This window comes from Kitasatospora purpeofusca, assembly GCF_036010405.1.
GTDB classification, from domain to species: domain Bacteria; phylum Actinomycetota; class Actinomycetes; order Streptomycetales; family Streptomycetaceae; genus Kitasatospora; species Kitasatospora purpeofusca.
The window spans coordinates 2,512,944-2,533,639 of sequence record NZ_CP108561.1; the positions used below are offsets into that span (position 1 = coordinate 2,512,944).

The 20,696-nt window shown below is 73.6% G+C and carries 19 protein-coding genes; 7 read left to right on the top strand and 12 right to left on the bottom strand.

Translation table 11 applies throughout. The features are described from left to right. Positions 1–81: 81 nt before the first annotated feature. Together OG715_RS10710 and OG715_RS10715 are read left to right on the top strand one after the other, a co-directional pair. Positions 82–993 carry a polysaccharide deacetylase family protein gene (locus tag OG715_RS10710; RefSeq protein ID WP_266275196.1) on the top strand — a complete coding sequence of 304 codons (912 nt, stop codon included), beginning with the start codon at positions 82–84 and terminating at the stop codon, positions 991–993. A 217-nt stretch (positions 994–1,210) separates the two neighbouring features. Further along, the gene (locus tag OG715_RS10715; RefSeq protein ID WP_266275194.1) at positions 1,211–2,236 is read left to right on the top strand and encodes a ketopantoate reductase family protein; all 1,026 of its coding nucleotides are present in this window, start codon (positions 1,211–1,213) and stop codon (positions 2,234–2,236) included. A gap of 76 nt (positions 2,237–2,312) precedes the next feature. Here the strand turns inward: OG715_RS10715 and OG715_RS10720 are convergent, their stop codons facing one another. After that, positions 2,313–3,131 (bottom strand): SDR family NAD(P)-dependent oxidoreductase, encoded by an 819-nt coding sequence (locus OG715_RS10720; protein ID WP_266275192.1) that lies wholly within the window; start codon positions 3,129–3,131, stop codon positions 2,313–2,315. Positions 3,132–3,503: 372 nt separating this feature from the next. On the opposite strand from OG715_RS10720, the gene OG715_RS10725 reads away from it, so the two are divergent. After that, positions 3,504–4,373 carry a 3-hydroxybutyryl-CoA dehydrogenase gene (locus OG715_RS10725; RefSeq protein ID WP_266275190.1) on the top strand — a complete coding sequence of 290 codons (870 nt, stop codon included), beginning with the start codon at positions 3,504–3,506 and terminating at the stop codon, positions 4,371–4,373. Positions 4,374–4,779: 406 nt separating this feature from the next. Here OG715_RS10725 and OG715_RS10730 read toward each other — a convergent pair whose 3' ends face one another. The 9 genes from OG715_RS10730 to infC all read right to left on the bottom strand — a co-directional run bounded on the left by OG715_RS10730 (position 4,780) and on the right by infC (position 14,484). Then, a complete protein-coding gene (locus OG715_RS10730; RefSeq protein ID WP_266275188.1) occupies positions 4,780–5,511 on the bottom strand; it encodes a DUF7873 family protein in 732 nt (243 codons plus the stop codon). 129 nt (positions 5,512–5,640) lie between these two features. After that, entirely contained in the window at positions 5,641–6,480 is an 840-nt protein-coding gene (locus OG715_RS10735; protein ID WP_266275186.1) for a chitosanase, read from the bottom strand. Between the two features lie 199 nt (positions 6,481–6,679). After that, positions 6,680–9,181, bottom strand: coding sequence for a phenylalanine--tRNA ligase subunit beta (pheT, locus tag OG715_RS10740; RefSeq protein WP_266275184.1), 2,502 nt, complete (start codon positions 9,179–9,181; stop codon positions 6,680–6,682). After that, the gene (pheS, locus tag OG715_RS10745; RefSeq protein WP_266275182.1) at positions 9,181–10,302 is read right to left on the bottom strand and encodes a phenylalanine--tRNA ligase subunit alpha; all 1,122 of its coding nucleotides are present in this window, start codon (positions 10,300–10,302) and stop codon (positions 9,181–9,183) included. Before pheS ends, pheT begins: the two co-directional genes overlap by 1 nt. Positions 10,303–10,581: 279 nt before the next feature. Next, positions 10,582–11,685, bottom strand: a complete 1,104-nt coding sequence (locus OG715_RS10750) for a sensor histidine kinase (protein ID WP_266275180.1) — start codon at positions 11,683–11,685, stop codon at positions 10,582–10,584. Positions 11,686–11,897: 212 nt separating this feature from the next. Further along, positions 11,898–12,767 carry a TrmH family RNA methyltransferase gene (locus OG715_RS10755; RefSeq protein WP_266275178.1) on the bottom strand — a complete coding sequence of 290 codons (870 nt, stop codon included), beginning with the start codon at positions 12,765–12,767 and terminating at the stop codon, positions 11,898–11,900. Positions 12,768–12,865: 98 nt separating this feature from the next. Further along, complete coding sequence (gene rplT / locus OG715_RS10760) at positions 12,866–13,261, bottom strand: 50S ribosomal protein L20 (protein ID WP_266275176.1); 396 nt, start codon at positions 13,259–13,261, stop codon at positions 12,866–12,868. Positions 13,262–13,370: 109 nt separating this feature from the next. Then, a complete protein-coding gene (gene rpmI, locus OG715_RS10765; RefSeq protein ID WP_148647646.1) occupies positions 13,371–13,565 on the bottom strand; it encodes a 50S ribosomal protein L35 in 195 nt (64 codons plus the stop codon). 139 nt (positions 13,566–13,704) lie between these two features. Then, positions 13,705–14,484, bottom strand: a complete 780-nt coding sequence (gene infC, locus OG715_RS10770; RefSeq protein WP_266277330.1) for a translation initiation factor IF-3 — start codon at positions 14,482–14,484, stop codon at positions 13,705–13,707. Between the two features lie 450 nt (positions 14,485–14,934). Here infC and OG715_RS10775 point away from each other — a divergent pair, with 450 nt between their 5' ends. After that, a complete protein-coding gene (locus OG715_RS10775; RefSeq protein WP_045941065.1) occupies positions 14,935–15,312 on the top strand; it encodes a DUF1844 domain-containing protein in 378 nt (125 codons plus the stop codon). A gap of 58 nt (positions 15,313–15,370) precedes the next feature. Here OG715_RS10775 and OG715_RS10780 read toward each other — a convergent pair whose 3' ends face one another. Next, positions 15,371–16,144, bottom strand: a complete 774-nt coding sequence (locus OG715_RS10780; protein WP_266275174.1) for an SseB family protein — start codon at positions 16,142–16,144, stop codon at positions 15,371–15,373. 151 nt (positions 16,145–16,295) lie between these two features. Here OG715_RS10780 and OG715_RS10785 point away from each other — a divergent pair, with 151 nt between their 5' ends. From OG715_RS10785 to OG715_RS10795, 3 genes are all read left to right on the top strand, one after another. Beyond that, entirely contained in the window at positions 16,296–17,552 is a 1,257-nt protein-coding gene (locus OG715_RS10785) for an amino acid deaminase/aldolase (RefSeq protein ID WP_266275172.1), read from the top strand. Positions 17,553–17,640: 88 nt separating this feature from the next. Next, positions 17,641–18,066 (top strand): hypothetical protein, encoded by a 426-nt coding sequence (locus OG715_RS10790; RefSeq protein WP_266275170.1) that lies wholly within the window; start codon positions 17,641–17,643, stop codon positions 18,064–18,066. A gap of 289 nt (positions 18,067–18,355) precedes the next feature. Further along, positions 18,356–19,279, top strand: coding sequence for a lytic polysaccharide monooxygenase auxiliary activity family 9 protein (locus OG715_RS10795; protein WP_266275168.1), 924 nt, complete (start codon positions 18,356–18,358; stop codon positions 19,277–19,279). Between the two features lie 184 nt (positions 19,280–19,463). Here OG715_RS10795 and OG715_RS10800 read toward each other — a convergent pair whose 3' ends face one another. Then, on the bottom strand, positions 19,464–20,666 hold the full coding sequence (locus OG715_RS10800) for a DUF2510 domain-containing protein (protein ID WP_266275167.1): 1,203 nt from the start codon (positions 20,664–20,666) through the stop codon (positions 19,464–19,466). Positions 20,667–20,696 lie beyond the last annotated feature (30 nt).

Sequence of the window (20,696 nt, forward strand, 5' to 3'; positions counted from 1 at the left end):
CGCGCGGGCGGCCGGGCCCCGGTCCGCGCCGGGCGCGCGGGCGTTCGCCGCCGGGGGGCGCCGTCCCTATGCTGGCTGCCGATGACTGTCGACCGGCGCACTGTCCTGCGCACCACCGTCAAGCTGGCCGCTCTCGCCTCGGCCGGCGGGCTGCTCACCGCCTGCGGAGACACCGGCCGCCGCCGGGCCGATCCGGGGTCGTTCGCCGTGCGCCCGGGCCCGGTGGACCCCTCCGGCACCGTGGACCCGGCCTGGCCGGCCGGCGAGGGTCCCGCCTCGCCCGCGCCCACCGCGTCCGCCCCGGCCGGCGAAGGGCCCGCGCCGGACGCCGCGGCCGCCAGCGCGCCGCCCGTCCCGCCCGTCCCGCCGGTGCTGCCGCCGCTCGCCGCCGGCACGCCCTTCGAGGTGGCGTACGGGCCGCGCACCGGCCGCAACGTCGCGCTGACCTGCCACGGCAGCGGTGATCCGGCGCTGGCCGCGGCGCTGCTGGAGACCGCCGAGAAGCGCGGCGTCGGCCTCACCGTGATGGTCGTCGGCAGCTGGCTGGACCAGCAGCCGCAGATGGCCCGGCGGATCCTGGACGGCGGCCACGAGCTGGGCAACCACACCCAGAACCACCAGAACATCTCGGCGATGTCCCCGGACCGGGCGCGCGACGAGATCGCCCAGTGCGCGGAGCGGCTGCAGCGGCTGACCGGCTCGATCGGGCGCTGGTTCCGCCCGTCCGCCGCCCAGTACGCGACGCCGATGGTGCGGGAGCAGGCCAGGGCGGTCGGCTACGAGCACGTGCTCGCCTTCGACGTGGACCCGCGCGACTACGCCGACCCGACCGCCGCCGAACTCCAGCGGCGGGTGCTCAACTCGGTGCGCGGCGGCTCGGTGGTCGCCCTGCACCTGGGGCACCGCTGCACGGTGGACGCCCTGCCCGGCATCCTGGACGGCCTCGCCAAGGCCGGCCTGACCCCGGTGACCGCCAGCCGCCTCTGCGCCTGACCCCGGTCCCGCCCCGCTCCCCGTGGGGGTCCTGCCAACCCCCGCCCGCTCCACCGCCCGCTCCACCGGACGCCGCCCCGTCCGCGCGGGGCCGACGGGCCCCTCGTCCCCGGCCCGCCCCGGGCCCCCGCCGCACCTCGGCGTCCGCCACCGGACGCCACCGACCTCGCCCCGCCCGGGCCGGACCGGGGTTGTGGGGCCGTGGGATGCTTCGGCCATGCGGTACATCATCATCGGGGCGGGTGCGGTGGGCGGCACGATCGGTGCCCGGCTGCACGAGGGTGGACACGACGTGGTCCTGGTCGCGCGCGGCGCGCACCTGGGGGCGCTGCGCGCGGACGGACTGCGGTTCGGGACGCCGCAGGGCACCCGGACGCTGCGGATCCCGGCGGTCGGCGGGCCGGCGGAGCTGGCACTGGGGCCGGACGACGTGCTGTTGCTCGCCGTGAAGTCGCAGGACACCGCCGCCGTGCTGGCCGAGTGGGCGCCGCGCCCGGTGGCGGGCGGCGGGACGGCCGCCGAGCGGCTGCCGCTGGTGTGCGCGCAGAACGGCGTGGAGAACGAGCGGCTCGCGCTGCGGCTGTTCCGCGAGGTGCTGGCGGTGTTCGTGTGGATGCCCTCCACCCATGTCGCGGCGGGCCGGGTGAGCGCGAACGGCACCCCGGTGAGCGGGATCCTGCGGCTCGGCGGGTACCCGTCCGGCAGCGGGGGCGGGCGGGCCGCCGCGATCGCCGCCGACCTCGGCGGCTCGGGCTTCAGCGCGCCGGTGGACGCGGACGTGGCGCGCTGGAAGTACACCAAGCTGCTCGGCAACCTCGGCAACGCGCTGGACGCGGTGGCCGGGCGGGGCCCGTACGGCGGGGGCTCGGCGGACGGCCGGCTGGAGGCGCTGTACGAGCGGGTGGGCGCCGAGGGCGCGGCCGTGCTGGCGGCCGCCGGCATCCCCCACGACGATCCGGACGAGCTGGCCCGCACGTGCGGGAAGGCGCTGCGGCTGGAGCCGGTGGAGGGCGAGGAGCGGACCGGGTCCTCGTCCTGGCAGAGCCTGGCGCGCGGGACGGGTTCGATCGAGGCGGACCACCTGAACGGCGAGATCGTCCTGCTGGCGCGGCTGCACGGGGCGGCGGCGCCGCTGAACGAGGCGCTCCAGCGGCTGGCCGGGGAGTTCGCCCGGGCCGGGCGGGCACCGGGTTCGCTCACGCCGGAGGAACTGGACGCCCTGGCGGCGCTCGCCGGCCTCTGAGCGCCCCTCCCCCGCCCCGTCGCGCCCGCGCGCCACGGCACCCGCACGCCCCGCACCCGATCGCCCCCGCGCCCGGTCAGCCCATCGGGTCGTCCGGCCCGTAGGCACGCAGCCGCAGCGTCCGGGCGTCCGCCGCGCGGATCTCCTCCGCGCGGCCGACGAGCTCCTCCAGGTTGTCCCGCCCGGCGTGGATGAACCGCCCGTGGAGCGCGTCGAAGCGCCCGCGCGCGGCGTCCACGGTGACGGCGACCATGTACGGGAGGGAGCCCCAGGCCTTCATGTCCCGGAACATCGGCATCCCCGCGGTCATGTCGGTGGCGACGGCGCCGGGACTGATGTCGAGCATGACGACCCCGTGCTCGGCGAGCGGGTCGGCGAGGTTGTCGGAGAGCCGGAGCAGCGCGGCCTTGGAGGTCGCGTACGCGGTGTACCGGCTCTCGGGGCGCAGCGCGAACCCGGAGTTGAGGTTGACGACGCGGCCCCGGCGGCGCTCGACCATACCGGGCAGCACGCAGCGCAGCAGGTTGTAGGGGCCGCGCAGGTTCACCTCGACGACCTGCCACCACTGGTTGACGTCGGTCTCCCAGAGCGGGGCCTCGACCGGGTCGGTCCGGCCGGCGTTGTTGACCAGCAGGTCGATCGGGCCGAGGTCGCGTTCGACGACGCGGACGGCCTCGCGGACGGAGCCGGGCCGGGTGACGTCGGCGGTGACGGCGACGCCGCGGGAGCCGTGCCGGACGCATTCCTTGAGGGTGTCGGTGAGGGTCTCGTGGGTGCGGCCGACCAGGCCGACGGCCATGCCCTCGGCGGCGAGGCCGATGGCGATCTCCCGGCCGATGCCGCGGCCGGCGCCGGTGACCAGGGCGACCTGTCCCGTGAGCGATCCCGTCGGCATGCCGCTGCTCCTTCGCGCGTCCCCGGCCACCCGCTGTCCGGCCCGCATTCTGTCCCCCGGTGGGCGGGGGCGGTGCCCGAGGGGGCGCGCGACGCGGACGGGGCCACCCGTTCGGCGCAGGCACGGGACGGGGGCAGGACGGGAACGCGGCGGGGAGGGACCGGGGACCGGGAGGGGGACGCGGTCGGGACGACCTGGGGGCGGGGACCGGCCGTTCCGCCCGGGGAGGGGATGACCTACTCGCCGGTAGGGAGTAGTAACGTCGTCGGGACGGTGCACCGGTCCGCACATACCGGTGCCCCCGAACCGCCGAACAGCAGCTGCTGGGCCACTGTCGCTGGGCGACCCCCGGCACCACCGAAGGGCAACTGAGTGAGTGACATCGCGCGTGTCGGAGTGATCGGCTGCGGCCTGATGGGGTCGGGCATCGCGGAGGTGTTCGCCCGGGCGGGGCTGGACGTCCTGGTCGCCGAGGCCAGCGGCGAGGCGCTGGAGTTCGGGCGCACCCGGCTGACCAACTCACTGGAGACCGCCGTGAAGCGCGGCAAGCTGACGGAGGAGCAGAAGGACGAGGCGCTCGCCCGGCTGTCCTTCACCGTCGACCTGGCGGACTTCGCGGACCGCGACCTGGTGGTCGAGGCGGTCGCGGAGCGCGAGGACATCAAGGTGAAGATCTTCGAGACGCTGGACCGCGTCGTCGAGCGCCGGGACGCGATCCTCGCCTCCAACACCTCCTCGATCCCGATCGTGAAGCTGGCCGCCGCCACCTCCCGTCCCGAGCAGGTGATCGGCCTGCACTTCTTCAACCCGGCGCCGGTGCAGAAGCTGGTCGAGGTGATCCCGACCCTGACCACCTCGTCGGCGACCACCGACCGGGCCGAGACCTTCGCCGTCGAGGTGCTGCACAAGGCCCCGATCCGCGCCCGGGACCGGGCCGGCTTCGTGGTCAACGCGCTGCTGGTGCCGTACCTGCTGTCGGCGGTCCGGATGTTCGAGACCGGTGTGGCCACCGCCTCCGACATCGACAAGGGCATGGAGGCCGGCTGCGCCCACCCGATGGGCCCGCTGCGGCTGTGCGACCTGATCGGCCTGGACACCATCGTCTCCATCGCCGAGTCGATGTACGACGAGTACAAGGAGCCGCTGTTCGCCGCTCCGCCGCTGCTGTCCCGGATGGTCGACGCGGGCCTGCTGGGCCGCAAGTCCGGCCGGGGCTTCTACGACTACACCGCGACCGCCTGACGGTCCGCTGTCCGCGGACGTGACGGGGCCCGGGAGCGGTATCCAGCTCCCGGGCCCCTGGTGTGCCACCCAATTGCTCTGCGCCGGCACGTTTAAGGGTGTGGGTCAGTCTCACAACGTTGCTCTGCCATTGAAGCTACCGCGCCACGGAGAGGCGCAGACGGGAGTCGAACCCGCAACCCACGCTGTAGCACACACCCGGTCGATCCGGCGCTCGGCGGCGAATGCTGAGTCTTGAGCGAGAGTCTGAGTCTTACGGGGCGCCTCTACCATTTGGGCCACTCCGGCAGGTGGTGCCGGAGGAGGGACTCGAACCCCCACCATTTCCCCGATGTTCAGCTTCAACGTCAGTATCAGCTTGCGCTCTTCGCGCCACCCCCGGTCTCACCCGGGGGCGATCATGGGGCTACCCGAGCAGGTAGCCGAACACCGCGTCGCCCACCCTGCGGTCGTCGACCTCGGCCCCGTTGGCCTCCTCGCGGGCGAACTGCACGGCCTGCTGGAGCTTCTCGACCCGCTCGACGAGCTCGTTGACCCGTCGGGCCGGGAGCGCCCCGGAGAACTTCACGGTCGTCCAGTAGCCGATCGCGATGTCCTCGTAGTACACCTCGACCTGCGCCGGGTGCTTCTCGGTCGCCTCGGCCTTGACGTGGTTGCGCGGCACCTTCCTGGTCCGGTTGGTGCGCACCGCCTCGGTCTTCCAGGAGTCCGTGGACGGGTCGTGGCTCCAGGCCTCGGCGGCGTCCAGCACGGGCAGCTTGCGGAGGAAGGTCCGCAGGTCGGTGAGCTGCTTCTCCAGGAAGAGCAGGTAGGTGACCGGCGCGTCCGCGACGAGGGTCCGGCCGTCCACCACCACGTCCGCGCGGGCGGTGGTGTTGGCCCAGTCCTTGGTCGCGACGACGTCGAACAGCCTGGTCAGGGTGGTGGCCGTGGTCCGCAGCACGTCCTCGGCCTTGACCTGGACGCGGGTGGACTCCGGCGGGAGCTGCTCGCCCTCCTCGTCCTTGGGCTGGTAGGTCCGGGAGATGCCGGCCAGCAGCGCGGGCTTCTGCAGGTCCTGGTGGGACTGCGTCAGCTCCTGGAAGGACTTCGACTTGACGCCCTTTTCGACAGCGATGATCTGGTTCAGCTTTGCCACGTCGGGGACGCTACCAGCGCGCGTGTTCGACCGTCATCCGAATTAACGGACACCACGGGTCCGTTCAGGACGCGCCCGTGGCGGGAGGCCCGGCCGCCGCCGCGCCTCCCGCCACCATCCGGCGGTCCGTCAGCTGTTGATGGCGTAGCTGTCCCCGTAGACCTTCCACTTCAGCGGCGGGTTGAGGTCGAAGTTCTTGGCGTTGAGGAACACCGTCTGCTCGGTGTCGACCCGGCTGGTGTCCGAGTGGGCCTCCTCCTTCAGCATCACGGTCTTGCGGGCCGCCAGGAAGGCCTTGAGGTAGGTGGCCTCGTCGCCGCCCTGGGCGGGGGTCTTGGCCTTCTTCATGGCGGCCTTGCGGATGCCGCCGAAGCTGTCCGAGCTGTCGCCGGGACCGTGCATGACGATCGCGTCGTAGTAGGCGAACTGGCCGAGCGCGCGCAGGCCGTCGGCCTTGGCCTGGTTGACCGCGGGGTTGAAGTAGACCCGGTCGCGCTCGTCGTTCTGGGCCTGCTGGAAGACGCTGTCCTTGGCGGCGGTCGCCCAGTCCTTCTCGAAGGCGGAGCCGAGGCCGGCGTGCGACTCGGTGCCGTTGACCTTGCGCAGCGCCGGGAGGTACTTGGCGAGGATGTTGCCCGGCTTGAGGTCGGCGTAGTGCTCGACCAGGTCGAGCATGTCGCCGGTGCCGGAACAGAAGCCGATGATGCCGGCGGTGTAGCCGCGGCCGTCCTTGATGTCCTCGATGTACTTGTACTGGGACTTCCAGTCGAGCGAGGAGTTCTCGGCACTGGACACCAGCTGCATGGCGATGTCCTTCTTGTGCGGGTCGTCCAGGCCGACGGCCACGAGCCGGGTGGCACCGGCGGGGGCCGGGGCGGCGTGGACGGTGCCGGCGGCCGCGACACCGGCCGGGACGGCGACCAGCAGGGCGGCGAGGGCGAGCCGGGCGGTGGGGTGCTTGAGACGCATGGGGCGCTCCGTTTCCCTGGTCCGGGGCATGGGGGTCTCCGGACCCATGAGGAGAGTTAGGAAAGTTTCCTAACTAGATTGAAGCGTTCACGCCCACCACCGCGCAAGGCCCTGACGCCATCTTTACCCGCGCGGTCATGCGAAAGGCCCCGACCGGAAGTCCGGTCGGGGCCCCTCGTACCGCTGGGCGGACGGGCCGTCAGGCGCCGCGCAGCACCGCGCCGGTGCGGGCGACGGCCTCGGCGACGGCCGCCCCGCGGGCGGCGCTCGCCTCGTCGGCGGTCAGCGTCCGGTCCGCGGCGCGGAACCGCAGCGCGTACGCCAGCGACTTGCGGCCCTCGCCGACCTGCTCGCCGGTGAAGACGTCGAACAGCCGGATCGCCTCCAGCAGCTCGCCGGCCCCGGCCCGCAGCGCGGCCTCGACCTCGGCGGCCGGCACGGCCGCGTCGACGATCAGCGCGACGTCCTGGGTGGCCACCGGGAAGCCGGAGACCGGCGGGCCGTCGACCCGCACGGCGCCGTCGGCGGACAGCAGGTCCAGGTCGAGCTCCATCGCCGAGGTGCGCTCGGGCAGGCCCAGCGCCTTGACGGCGCGCGGGTGCAGCTCACCGGCGTGGCCGACCACCCGGTCGGTGCCCGCCACGACCAGCTCGGCGCAGCGGCCCGGGTGCCAGGGCAGCAGCTGGCCCCGGCGCACGTCCAGCTCGACGCCGGCGGCCCGGGCCACCGCGCGGGCGGCCTCGATCGCGTCGGCCCAGCCGGCCGCGGAGCCCTTGCCCCACCAGCCGGACGGCAGCCGCTCGCCGGCCAGGGCCACCGCGACCCGGCGCGGCTGGTGCGGCAGCGCGGCGTCCAGCGCGGCCAGCTCCTCGGCGCTGGGACGGCGGTCGACGGCCGGGCGCGGGGCGACCGACAGCTCGTCCTTCGGCAGGAACACCGTCCCGGTCTCGAAGATCGCCAGATCGGTGTTGCCCCGGCCGACGTTGCGGCGCAGCGCCCCGAGCAGTCCCGGCAGCAGCGTGGTGCGCAGCCCCGGCTCCTCGTCGTTGAGCGGGTTGACCAGCGTCACCGTCCGGCGGCGGCGGTCGTCCGGCTCCAGGCCGAGCGCGTCGAAGGAGGCCTCGCCGACGAACGGGTAGTTGTTGACCTCGACGAAGCCGGCGCCGGCCAGTGCCACGCCCACCCGGCGGTGCGTCCGCTGGGCCTCGGTCAGGCCCTTGCCCGGCGGGACGGTGGGCATCCGGGCGGGGACGTTGTCGTACCCCTCCAGCCGGATGACCTCCTCCGCGAGGTCGTACGGGTCGGTGAGGTCGGGGCGCCAGGTCGGCGGGGTGACCTCCAGGACGTCGGCGCCGGAGACCGAGCAGCCGATCTCCTGGAGGCGCCGGGTGACGGTCTCGCGGCCGTACCCGGTGCCGGCGACCCGGTCGGGCAGGTCGGCGGCGATGGTGATGGTGCGCACCGGGTGCGGGGCGGCGATGTCGGTGACACCGGCCTCGGCGGTACCGCCGGCGATCAGCACCAGCAGGTCGACGGCGCGCTGCGCGGCGGCGCGGGCGGCCTCCGGGTCGACGCCGCGCTCGAAGCGCTTGGACGCCTCGGAGGGCAGCTTGTGCCGCTTGGCACCGCGGGCGATGGCGACCGGGTCGAAGTGCGCCGCCTCGATGATCACCTCGGTGGTGCCCGGGCCGGCGGCCGGGTCGAGGATCTCGGTGGAGGCGCCGCCCATGACACCGGCCAGGCCGATCGGGCCGCTGTTGTCGCAGATCAGCAGGTCCTCGGCGGACAGCGTGCGCTTGACGCCGTCGAGGGTGGTCAGGCTCTCGCCCGGCTCGGCCCGGCGGACCGTGATCGGGCCGTCCACGCGCTGCTTGTCGTAGGCGTGCAGCGGCTGGCCCACCTCCAGCATCACGTAGTTGGTGATGTCGACGGCGAGCGAGATCGGGCGGACGCCCGCCTTCTGCAGCCGGCGCTGGAGCCAGATCGGGGACTTGGCGGCCGGGTCGATGCCGACCACGGTGCGGGCCACGAAGCGGTCGCAGCCGGCCGGGTCGTTGACCTTCACCAGGTAGCCGAAGGAGTTGGCCGGCGGCACGTCGAGCAGCGCCGGGTCGGCCAGCGGCAGCCCGTACGCGGCGGCGGCCTCGCGGGCGACGCCGCGCATGGACAGGCAGTAGCCGCGGTCCGGGGTGACGGCGATGTCGAGCACGTCGTCGACCAGCTGGAGCAGCTCGATCGCGTCGGTGCCGGGCTCGTACTCCGGCGGCAGCACGATGATGCCGTCGTGGTCGTCGCCCATGCCCAGCTCGCGGGCGGAGCAGATCATGCCGGCCGAGGTGTGGCCGTAGGTCTTGCGCGCGGCGATCGGGAACGGGCCGGGCAGCACGGCGCCGGGGAGGACCACCACGACCTTGTCGCCGACGGCGAAGTTGGTCGCGCCGCAGACGATCTCCTGCGGGTCACCGGTGCCGTTGGCCGCGCCGACGTTGACCCAGCAGTGCCGGATCGGCTTCTTGAAGCCGGACAGCTCCTCGATGGAGAGCACCTCGCCGACCACCAGCGGGCCCTTGAGGTCGCCGCCGATCTGCTCGACGGTCTCGACCTCCAGGCCGGCCCGGACCAGGCGCTCGGCCACGTCGCGGCCGGTCTCGCCGGCCGGCAGGTCGACGTACTCGCGCAGCCAGGAAAGCGGGACGCGCATCAGATCTCCATCCCGAACGGGAGGGTGAAGCGCACGTCACCCTCGACCATGTCGCGCATGTCGGCGACGTTGTGACGGTTCATCAGGATTCGCTCCAGGCCCAGGCCGAACGCGAAGCCGCTGTAGCGGTCGGGGTCGACACCGCAGGCGACCAGCACCCGCGGGTTGACGACACCGCAGCCGCCGAGCTCGATCCAGCCCTCGGAACCGCAGGTGCGGCAGGGCCGGTCCGGGTTGCCGACCGACTCGCCGCGGCACACGAAGCACTGCAGGTCGATCTCGGCGCTCGGCTCGGTGAACGGGAAGTACGAGGGCCGCCAGCGCAGTTCCAGGCCGTCGCCGATCAGGGTCGAGACCAGCTGCTCGATGGTGCCCTTGAGGTCGGCGAAGGTGATGCCCTCGTCCACGGCCAGGCCCTCGACCTGTCGGAAGACCGGGGTGTGGGTGGCGTCCAGCTCGTCGGTGCGGTAGACCCGGCCGGGGCAGACCACGTAGACGGGGGGCTCGCGGTCGAGCAGGGTGCGGGCCTGGACCGGGGAGGTCTGGGTGCGCAGCACCACGCCGGAGTCGGCGGAGCCGTCCGGGGCGCGGACGAAGAAGGTGTCCTGCATGGAGCGGGCCGGGTGGTCCGGGCCCAGGTTGAGGGCGTCGAAGTTCAGCCACTCGGCCTCGACCTCGGGGCCCTCGGCGACCTGGTAGCCCATCGCGACGAAGGTGTCCTCGATGCGCTCGGCCAGCGTGGTCAGCGGGTGGCGGGCGCCGCGCGGGGTGCGGTCGTAGGGCAGGGTGACGTCCACCGCCTCCTCGACCAGCACCCGGGCGTCGCGCTCGGCCTCCAGTTCGCCCTGCCGCTTGGCGAGGGCCTGGTTGACGGCGCCCCGGGCCTGGCCGATCAGCTTGCCGGCGGCGGCCTTGGCGTGCGGGGGCAGGGCGCCGATCTCGCGGTTGGCGAGGGAGAGCGCGGAACGGTCGCCGGTGTGGGCGACCTTGGCCTGCTTCAGCTCGTCGAGGCTGGTGGCGGCGGCGAACGCGGCGATTGCCTCGTCCCGGGCCGCCTCCACCACCTCGGGCTTGAGGGCCTCGACCTCGACCGGGTCGTACGACTTGTTGGGTGCCGACATCTCTATCTTCCCGTGCTCCTGCTCGTCCGTGCTCAGGTAAGGGGGCTCGTACGCCCTCCGTACCCGCCGACGGGCAGGAGGGGTCCACCGCGTCACGCCCGGCGTGGCCGGGGCACGGGCAGCCGGTCTCCGAACGGGGGAGGTGGGATGTCCGCGGCACGGCCGCGCAGGGCGTTCCACAACGCCAAAGGTCGAGTGTAGTCGCAGCGCGTAGCGCGACCGCCGTCAAGCCCGCCCGTGGACCGACCGCGCCCTGCGGGGCAGGGCGCCGCTGCTCGTTCAGAGCATGAAGTCGGGGATCCCGGCGGGCAGGACGAATCGGAACCGGGCGCCGCCGCCGGGCGCGCGGTCCACCCGGATCGAGCCGCCGTGGGCTTCGACGATGCCCTTGACGATGTAGAGGCCGAGGCCGGTGCCGCCACGCCTGGAGCCGCGCCAGAAGCGGGTGAAGACGCGTGGGACCGCCTCTTCGGGGATACCGCTTCCTTCGTCGCTCACGGTGACCGCTGTGCCTTCCACGATGCGGGGCGGAGTGCCGGGGCGCTCCCAGACGGGGGCCTCGACGACCTCCTTGGCCGGTGCCACCTCGATGGTGACAGTCCCCTCGCCGTGACGCACCGCATTTTCCAGCAGGTTGGCGAGCACCTGGTCGACCTTGTCCGGGTCGGCCCACAGCACCGTCAGCGGCTCGCCGATCCGGATGTCGAAGCGGTCCTCGGGGATGCCGGTGGCGACCTTGCGCTCGACGTGGCGGCGGACGGCGGCGGCCAGGTCGACCACCTGCTTGCGCAGCTCCAGCCGGCCCGCGTCGATCCGGGAGATGTCCAGCAGCTCGGCGATCAGCCGGGTGACCCGGTCGGCGTCGGCGTCCACGGTCTCCAGCATCAGCCGCTTCTGCCCGTCGGTGAACCGCTCCCACTTGGCCAGCAGGGTCGCCGTGAAGCCCTTGACACTGGTGAGCGGCGAACGCAGCTCGTGCGCGACGGTGGCGATCAGCTCGGCGTGGCTGCGCTCGGTGCGGCGGCGGGCCTCGGTGCCGCGCAGGGCGATCACCAGCTTCTCCACCGGGCCCTTGGGGCGGGCCCGCACGTAGCGGGCGGAGACCAGCACCTCGCGGCCGCCGGGCAGCAGCAGATTGCGCTCCGGCTGGCTGGTGCGGACGGCGAGACCGCCGTACGGGTCGGTCAGCTGCCACCAGCGGCGGCCGTCGAGGTCCTCCAGCGGGAGGACGTCCTCCAGTCCGCTGCCGAGGGCGGCCCCGGGGTGGACCCCGGTCAACCGGGCGGCGGCGCGGTTGAAGCAGACCACCCGGCCCGACGCGTCGGCGACCACCAGGCCGTCCGGAAGGTCGTCCGGATCGAGCTCCGGCCCGCTGCCGACCATGGGTGTCCTCCCCGATTACCCACCGTGTCTTTCCCCCCACCGAGGCAGACCCTAGCGCCTCCCGGCCTCGGGTAATAGGGCCCACGACGAGTTCCCGGCGCGCCCGGGCGGCCCCGTTCCCGGGCTGTCACCGGGGGACCGGCCCCGGGGCGGCCGGGCGGGGCGCGGTGCCCGGCCGGGCCGGGGGACCGGCAGCGGCCGGACGGGGACCGCTAGCGGACGGCCGCGCGGCAGCCGCCGGGCGAGCGCTGGGCGCGGGCCGAGGCGTACAGGCAGACCGCGGCGGCCGTGGCCAGGTTGAGGCTCTCGGCGTGCCCGTGGATCGGGACGCGCACGACCTCGTCGGTGAGCGCGCGGGTCTCCTCCGGGAGCCCCCACGCCTCGTTGCCGAACACCCATGCGCCGGGCGCGCCCAGGGTGCCCTCGTCGAGCTCCCGGTCGAGGTCGCGCTCCCCCGCTCCGTCGGCGGCCAGCACCCGCACGCCGGCCTCGCGCAGCCGGCCGATCGCCTCCTCGACCGGCACGCCGACGGCGACCGGGAGGTGGAACAGGCTGCCGACGGAGGCCCGGACGGCCTTCGGGTTGTAGAGGTCCACGGAGGCGTCGGTGAGCACCACGGCGTCGGCCCCGGCCGCGTCGGCGGTGCGCAGCACGGTGCCGGCGTTCCCGGGGTCGCGGACGTGGGCGAGCACGGCGACCAGCTTCGGCCGGGCGGCCAGCACCTCGGCGAACGGGGTGTCGATGAAGCGGCAGAGGGCGACGATGCCCTGCGGGGTCACGGTGTCGCAGATCCCGGCGATCACCTCGTCCGTGGCGGTGAGCACCGGCAGCCCCTCGGCCAGCGCGGCCTCGACGATCCCGGCGTGCCGTTCGGCGGCCTCGACCGTGGCGTACACCTCGACGACGGCGTGCTCGCCCGAACCCGGCAGCCGCCCGAACGCGACGGCCTCGCGCACGGCCTGCGGGCCTTCGACGAGGAAGCGGCGCTCCTTGCCGCGCTGGCTGCGCTTGGCGAGCCTCCGGGCGGCGATGACGCGCGGCGAGCGCAGGGAGGTGAGCAGGGGCGTGTCGGTGCTCGGCATGGTCTCGTCTCTGTACTGGCGTCTGCGCGGTAACACAAAACCGGACCCGCAGGATCGAGCCTGCGGGTCCGGTCAGTTCAACACAACTGATCCGAGGATCAGGCGGCGTCGGCGGCGGCCTTCGGCGCGTTGACGTCGGCCGGCAGCGCCTTCTGGGCGACCTCGACGAGCACGGCGAACGCGCCCGGGTCGTTGACGGCCAGGTCGGCCAGCATCTTGCGGTCGATCTCGACGCTGGCGGCCTTCAGGCCCTGCACGAAGCGGTTGTAGGTGATGCCGTTGGCACGGGCCGCAGCGTTGATGCGCTGGATCCACAGCTGACGGAAGTCGCCCTTGCGCTTCTTGCGGTCGTTGAAGTTGTAGACCAGCGAGTGGGTGACCTGCTCCTTGGCCTTGCGGTACAGGCGCGAGCGCTGGCCGCGGTAGCCGCTGGCGCGCTCCAGGATGACCCGGCGCTTCTTGTGGGCGTTCACTGCCCGCTTGACGCGTGCCACTTGATTACTCCTTGGGTTGGACCACGGACTACTTCACGTGGTCCGTCATTCGAATGGGTCGGGAAGGATCAGCTGCCCCGCACACGGCTGGCGCCGGGCGGGAGGGCGATCACTTGCCGAGAAGCTTCTTGATCTTCTTGGCGTCGGCGGGGGCGAGCACGACCGTCCCGGCCAGCTTGCGGGTCAGCGTGGAGGGCTTGTGCTCCAGGAGGTGGCGGCGGCCGGCGCGCTCGCGCAGCACCTTGCCAGAGCCACTGATCTTGAAGCGCTTGCTGGCGCCACTGTGCGTCTTCTGCTTCGGCATGTCGCCGTTTCTCCTCGTCGGTCCGTCCACGCCCGCGCGGTGTGCGCCGCGCGGGCGTGAAGGATGGATCTGCGGTGACCGGGCGGGACGCCCCGTCACCCTGGTGGCCGGTCTCCCGGGCCGCTCTGACCGGGGAAGGTCAGGCGCCCTGGGAGGCCTCGGCCGGCTGCTCGACCGGAGCGGCGGCCTCGGGGGCCTCCGTCTCGGCGGCGGCGTCCTGGGCCTCGGCGACGTCCTCGGCAAGGTCCTCAGCGAGGTCCTCGGCGACGTCCTCGGAGTCCAGGACGTCGTCCTGGTCGTCGAGGAGCTCCTCGGAGTCCGCGGCGGCGTCGGAGCCGGGGGTCCGGCCCTGACGCTCGGCCTTGCGGGCGTCCGCGATGGCGCGGGCCTCGGCCATCGCCTCGGTCTTCTTCTTGTGCGGGCCGAGGACCATGATCATGTTTCGGCCGTCCTGCTTCGGCGACGACTCGATGAAGCCCAGGTCCTGGACGTCGTCGGCGAGCCGCTGGAGCAGACGGAAGCCCAGCTCGGGGCGGGACTGCTCACGACCACGGAACATGATCGTGATCTTGACCTTGTCGCCCTGCTTGAGGAACCGAACGACGTGACCCTTCTTGGTGTCATAGTCGTGCGGATCGATCTTCGGCCGGAGCTTCATCTCCTTGATGACCGTGTGCGCCTGGTTCTTGCGCGCCTCACGGGCCTTCATGGCCGACTCGTACTTGAACTTGCCGTAGTCCATGAGCTTGCACACCGGCGGCCGGGCGGTCGCCGCGACCTCGACCAGGTCGAGGTCGTACTCCTGCGCGAGCTCCAGCGCCTTGGCAAGCGGCACGATGCCGACCTGCTCGCCGCTGGGACCGACGAGTCGCACCTCGGGGACGCGAATCCGGTCGTTGATGCGGGGCTCGGTGCTGATGGGGCCTCCTCGGTTGCACCTTCTGCGATGCGGCCGTCGGGCGGCGGTCGCACGTAGTGGACTCGACCACTGGGCGGGGCTTCATTCGTGCTGCGCTGTGGATCCCTACGCCCACACCGCGACACGAAAAAAGCCCCGCTCGGTACAAGCGGGGCTCCACACAACCGGGGTCGGCACCCGGTGAGGGGTGCTGCGGCGACTGTCGGCGCTGGGCGCCCGTCGCGGACCGGACCCGTCGACCGCGAGGCCGCTCGGGTGGGAGACTTTCGCGGTTGCCCTCTCGGGCCTCCTGGGTGGAGCCTCCTCTTGCTGGCCGGGCTTCCCTGGGGATGCCTGGCCGGTCAGTCTCGAAGCATACAGCCCCGGGGGGTCGAACGCCATTCCGCCCCCGCCCGGCCCGGCTTGTACGCTCCCTCTGTACGGACAACGGCACGACGGAACGAGCCCCCCTTGAGCAGCGAGCCCATCCAGAACCCCGCCGCGGACGACGAGGCGATCGGCTTCGACGACCTCACCCGGGACATCGCCGAGGTCCCGGCCGTCGAGGTGATCACCACCGTCGCGGTGCACCTGATGAGCGCCGCGGCCGTCAAGTGCGGTCTCGCCGAGGGCGGCGACAAGGACAAGGACCTCGACGAGGCCCGCAAGCTCATCACCGCGCTGGCCGGACTGGTCACCGCCGGAGCCCCGGAGATCAGCAACTTCCACGCGGCGCCGCTGCGGGACGGCCTGCGCTCGCTGCAGCTGGCCTTCCGCGAGGCCTCGCTCGTCCCGGACGCCCCGGGCTCGGGCCCGGGCGAGAAGTTCACCGGGCCGGTCTACTCCTGAGACGCACCCGCGACGGCGGGGAGCATCGTCACGTGACGATGCTCCCCGCCGTCCTTCGTCAGCGCCGGTAGAGCGGTTCGCCGGGCAGCCCCGCACCCGCCGGGAGGACCGCCAGGTCCAGCCCCAGGTCCAGCCGGACCCGCAGCACCGGATCGGTGGCCACCGCCCGGCCCACCCGCTGCGCGGCCTCCTGGATCCCGGTCCGGTCCAGCTCCGGGTCCAGGACCACCGCGAGCACGCCGTCCGAGTCCTCGGTCGCCGCCAGTACCCCGGCGACCACCTGCGGCTCCGCGGCCAGCAGCGCCCGCACCGCCTCCCGCACCTCGGGGTCGGCGGCCGGCGCCAGGTACGACCGGTTCTCCGCCAGGGCGCGGAGCCGGGCCCCGGACAGCAGGAACGGCACCGGCCCGGCCGGGTCCAGCAGCAGGGTGTCCGCGCGCTCGGAGAAGGCGACCATGGCGGCCTGCGGCGCGGCCACCGGCGCCGGGCGGGCATCGGCCCGCCAGCGCGCCAGCGACTCCAGCGAGGTGAAGGCCGGCAGGGCGCGCCGGCCGTCGGCGGCCTCGACCAGCGGGACGGCCATGTCACTGCTCTTGTCGTGCTTGTGCCCGTGCTCGTCCACCTCGACCTCACCGAGGATCGCCACGATCGGCACCATCAGCCGGGTGGGCGTCAGCGCGGCCAGCACCTGCGGCTCGGCGGCGGGGTCCTGCGTCCAGCGGGCGAGCGCGGCGGTCAGCGCCGGGTCCGCGGTGCCGTCGTCGCCGGAGAAGCCGGGATCGGGGATGCTCTTGCCGACGAAGGCCGGGTTCGGGAAGTCGTTGCGGTCCACCCGCCCGACCCTATGCCACCGTGCGGCCGCCCCGCCCGGACCGAAGGTCCCGTCCGGAGGTCCCGTCCGGAGTCCCTGTTCGGGGTACCCGCCCGAAGGTCCCCCGTCCAACCCCTACCGACGGGTACGGCGGGTGTGGCACGCTGCGCCCATGGCCACGCCCGAAGCCGCAGCCCGCACCGCGTCCGCCCGACCGACCGCCGCGCCGCCGGCCCCCTCCCCGGCCGCCGACCGCGCCCGGTACGACCGGGCCACCGCCCATCTGGACGGCCCGGTGGCCGTCGTCGACCTGGCGGCCTTCGACGCCAACGCGGCCGACCTGGTGCGCCGGGCCGGGGGCAAGCCGGTCCGGGTGGCCAGCAAGTCGGTGCGCTGCCGCGCCCTGCTGGAGCGGGTACTGGCCGTGGAGGGCTTCGCCGGGGTGATGGGCTTCACCCTCGCCGAGTCGCTCTGGCTGGCCCGCACCGGCCTGCGCGACATCCTGCTCGCCTACCCCTCCAGCGACCGCGCCGGCTTCGCCGAGCTGACCGCCGACCCGGAGCTGGCCGCCGCCGTCACCGTGGTCCTGGACGACCCGGCCCAGCTGGACCTGGTCGACGCGGCCCGGGCCGGCTCCGCCGAGGTGCGGGTCTGCCTCGAACTGGACACCGCGCTGCACCTGCTCGGCGGCCGGGTCCGGGTCGGCGCCCGCCGCTCGCCGCTGCGCACCCCGGAGGACGTGGCCGCCTTCGCCGAGCTGGTGCAGCGCCGCCGGGGCTTCCGGGTGGTCGGGCTGATGGCCTACGAGGGGCACGTCGCCGGTGTGGGCGACGCGGTGCCCGGGCGGCCGGTGCGCTCCGGGCTGATCCGGCTGATGCAGGCCCGGGCCCGGACCGAGCTGGCCGAGCGGCGGGCGGCGACGGTCCGGCTGGTGCGCCGGGTGGCCGAGCTGGAGTTCGTCAACGGCGGCGGGACCGGCAGCGTCGAGTCGACGGTGGCCGAGCGCGCGGTGACCGAGGTGGCGGCCGGATCCGGGCTGTACCAGCCGAGACTGTTCGACAACTACCGGTCGTTCCGGGGCCGGCCGGCCGCCCTGTTCGGCCAGCCGGTGGTCCGCCGGCCCGGGCTCGGCGTGGTGACGGTGCTGGGCGGCGGCTACCCGGCGTCCGGCGCGGCCGGCCCGGACCGCTCCCCCGTGCCGTACCTGCCGACCGGGCTGCGCTACGACCCGATGGAGGGGGCCGGCGAGGTGCAGACACCACTGCTCGGCGCCGCCGCGGACGATCTGCTGATCGGCGACCGGGTCTGGTTCCGGCACGCCAAGGCGGGGGAACTCTGCGAGCGCTTCCCGGAGTTGCACCTGGTGGAGGGCGACCGGGTGGTACGCACCGTGCCCACCTACCGGGGCGAGGGGCACACCTTCCTCTGAGCCGGGTGGCGGCCCGCGCCGTTCCGTCCCCTCCGGACCGCGGTTCCACTACCGTGGGACGCGGATCGCACCGACGGAGGGGGAGGCCGTGGAGGCCGAGATCGCGCAGCTGGTGACGACGGGGGCCACGACGGTGGTCGGGCTGATGGCCACCGAGGCGTGGACGCAGGCCCGTTCACGTCTGGCCGCGCTCTTCGGGCGGGGCCGAAACGCCGAGGAGGTGTCGGCCGAGCTGGAGGAGATCCGGGTCGAGGTGGTCCGGGCGGACGGCGACGCCGAGCTGGTCGGCGACCAGGCCGCCGAGCTGCGCAACCGGCTCCGCCGGCTGCTGCGCGAGGACCCGCGGGCGGCGGCGGAGCTGGAGGCCGTGCTGCGGGAGTTCGCGCCGCGGCAGCAGCCCGGGGACACCGTGCACAACGAGATCCACAACGGGACGTTCAACGAGTCCGTCATCCAGGCGGGCCGGAGCCAGGTCACCTACAACTACCAGTCCCCGCCGCCCGGGAAGGACTGACCCCGCCCGGGAACCGCAGGAACCCCGGCCGAACCTTGGCCGGACCTTGGCCGGACCTTAAGAAGGCCCGATGGGATGCCTAACTACGGCGCCCCGTCGGGCCTTTGCGCTGCTCGGCGGGCTACATTCCGTCAAAAAGTGGCCCACAGCGCGCTATTGCCAGCTGGTCTAGTCCAATCATACGCTCAGCCCAGGGACCGGAGCGCCGGGTCGACCGGCCCCTCGGGCAGACGTGCCCGGCACTCCCCCACAACCTCGACCCGGTACACGGTCAAGGAGTCCCCACCCCATGTCCATGAAGCGCACCGCTCTGTCCGTCGGCGTCATCGGCGCCGCGTTCCTCTCCGTCTCGGCCGCCGGCATCGGCACGGCCGGCGCCCACGGCACCGTGACCAACCCGGTCAGCCGGGTCGCGGCCTGCTACGCCGAGGGTCCGGAGACCCCCAAGTCGCAGATCTGCAAGGACCTCGTCGCACTGAGCGGCACCCAGCCGCTGTACGACTGGAACGAGGTCAACCTCGCCAACGCCGCCGGCAACCACCAGGCGCTGATCCCGGACGGCAAGCTCTGCTCCGCCGGCCGCGACAAGTACAAGGCCCTGGACCTGCCGCGCGCCGACTGGCCGGCCACCGCGGTCACCGCCGGAAAGATCGACTTCAAGTTCCGGGTCACCGCCCCGCACCAGGGCAACCAGACCATCTACATCACCAAGCAGAGCTGGAACCCCACCCAGCCGCTGAAGTGGTCCGACCTCGACCCGGTGACGGTCGCCCAGGTGCCGACCCAGCGCACTTCGGACAACGGCTACTACAACTACAGCGGCACCCTGCCGCAGCGCACCGGCCGTCAGCTGCTCTACATGGTGTGGCAGCGCACCGACAGCCCGGAGGCGTTCTACAGCTGCTCGGACGTCGACTTCGGCAAGGGCGCCTCGCTCACCGAGGCGGTCTCCGCGCTCACCGCCCAGGCCCCGGCCGCGCCGAGCGAGGCGCAGATCGCCGCCGGCCAGTCCAAGTCCACCGTGGCCCACCACGGACACGGCGGCAACGCCGAGGAGCCGGCCGGCAAGGTCGTCGCGGCCGACAGCGCCGCGGTCGGCGGCGGCTCGGCCACCGGGCCGATGCTGCTCACCGGTGCCGCCGCGATCGGCCTCGGCTGGGCCGCCATGGTGCTCCGGCGCCGTCGGGTCGAGGCTGTTCGACACGACGGCTGACCGCCGGAAGCCGGGGCGGCGCCGTTCCCGAACCCCTGTTCGGCGCCTGCCCCGGCCGATCCACCCGTAGCGGTACGGCGGCGGCCCGCCCGGAGTGTTCCGGGCGGGCCGCCGCCGTGCGTGAGCCGAACCGTGCGGGTCGTACCCCGGGGTCCGCGTCGGGACCCCGGGGCCGATGCCCTTCTCAGGTGTTCGAGGTGCCGGTACCGCCGCCGTCCTGGCCGCCGGGGAAGCCCGGGATCGCGGGCAGCTTGCCGCTGTAGTCGGTGATGCCCTTGAGGATGGTGTCCATCGCCGCGACGTCCGGCGCCTTGTCGGCGATGTCGAAGCCGAAGTGCACCGAGACCAGCGACTTGCCGTCGGCGGACGGGAAGACCACCGTCTGCACATAGCCGTCGTTGCCCTTGGCGGCGTCCACCTTCCAGCGGACCAGGTAGCCGTCCCGGCCGTCCACCTTGACCGCCTCGGACTTGAGCTCCTGGTGCGAGAGGACCTCGTTGTAGGAGTCCTTGACGGCCTTGTCGATGTCGGCCTTGGCCGCCGCCTGGACGTCGGTGCCGGCGCCGTCGATCCGGCCGGTGTTGGCACCGCCCAGCGAGCAGCTGCCGCCGCCCTCGCAGTCGTAGGAGCCGATGGTGATCAGGGCGAAGCCGTCGCGGGTGGTGCCGCCCTCCCAACCCGAGGGGATGGACAGGACCAGCCGGTTCACCGCGTCGATGGCCTGGGTGCTGTTGGCGCCGTTGCCCCGGCCTCCGTTGCCGTTCCCGTTGCCCTGACCGCCGTTGCCCTGACCGCCGTTGCCCTGGCCGCCATTGCCGTTCCCGTTGCCACGGCCTCCGTTGCCGTTGCCCTGGCCGCCGTTGTTGTTACCGCCGTTGTTGCCGCCCGGGTCGCCGAAGTCCGGCAGACCGCGCCACGGGCCGCCGTTGCCATTGCCGTTGCCGTTTCCATTGCCGCCGGGCGGAACGGCCGGGCGCGCGCTGTGGTGCCGGTCGCCGTGGTCGTCCATCGCCAGATAGGTGATGCCCGAACCGACGCCCAGGCCCAGCACGGCCGCCACGGTGGCCGCGATCACGAGCTTGGACGGCTTGCGCCGCCGCTTCGGCGGTGGGGGCGGCGGCGAACCGTAGGCGGTGCCGAAGGGCGGCGGCTCCGGGTAGCGGACCGACGGTCCGCCCTCCAGCACCTCCCCCTCCAGCACTCGGGTCTCGGCGGTCTCCTCCGACCCCGGAGCGTCCGCCGCCGGGGCCTCCGGCGGCGGCGCGTCCGAGGGTGCGGGCCGGGTGCTGGCCGTCCAGCCCTTGCCGTCCCACCAGCGCTGGGGTCGCGGGTCGCTGGTGATGTCCTTCGGGTCCGGGTACCACCCGGCGGGGATCTGCTCACTCACGACAGAGAATCTAAAGGCAGCCGGATAAGC

Coding starts and splice junctions, on each gene's coding strand:
- OG715_RS10750 (WP_266275180.1), bottom strand. CDS start 11,685: ATGGTCGGCAGCGGGCCGGAGCTCGATCCGGACGACCTTCCGGACGGC.
- OG715_RS10755 (WP_266275178.1), bottom strand. CDS start 12,767: ATGCCGAGCACCGACACGCCCCTGCTCACCTCCCTGCGCTCGCCGCGC.
- OG715_RS10715 (WP_266275194.1), top strand. CDS start 1,211: ATGCGGTACATCATCATCGGGGCGGGTGCGGTGGGCGGCACGATCGGT.
- OG715_RS10710 (WP_266275196.1), top strand. CDS start 82: ATGACTGTCGACCGGCGCACTGTCCTGCGCACCACCGTCAAGCTGGCC.
- rpmI (WP_148647646.1), bottom strand. CDS start 13,565: ATGCCGAAGCAGAAGACGCACAGTGGCGCCAGCAAGCGCTTCAAGATC.
- pheT (WP_266275184.1), bottom strand. CDS start 9,181: ATGCGCGTCCCGCTTTCCTGGCTGCGCGAGTACGTCGACCTGCCGGCC.
- OG715_RS10735 (WP_266275186.1), bottom strand. CDS start 6,480: ATGCGTCTCAAGCACCCCACCGCCCGGCTCGCCCTCGCCGCCCTGCTG.
- OG715_RS10795 (WP_266275168.1), top strand. CDS start 18,356: ATGTCCATGAAGCGCACCGCTCTGTCCGTCGGCGTCATCGGCGCCGCG.
- pheS (WP_266275182.1), bottom strand. CDS start 10,302: ATGTCGGCACCCAACAAGTCGTACGACCCGGTCGAGGTCGAGGCCCTC.
- OG715_RS10785 (WP_266275172.1), top strand. CDS start 16,296: ATGGCCACGCCCGAAGCCGCAGCCCGCACCGCGTCCGCCCGACCGACC.
- OG715_RS10720 (WP_266275192.1), bottom strand. CDS start 3,131: ATGCCGACGGGATCGCTCACGGGACAGGTCGCCCTGGTCACCGGCGCC.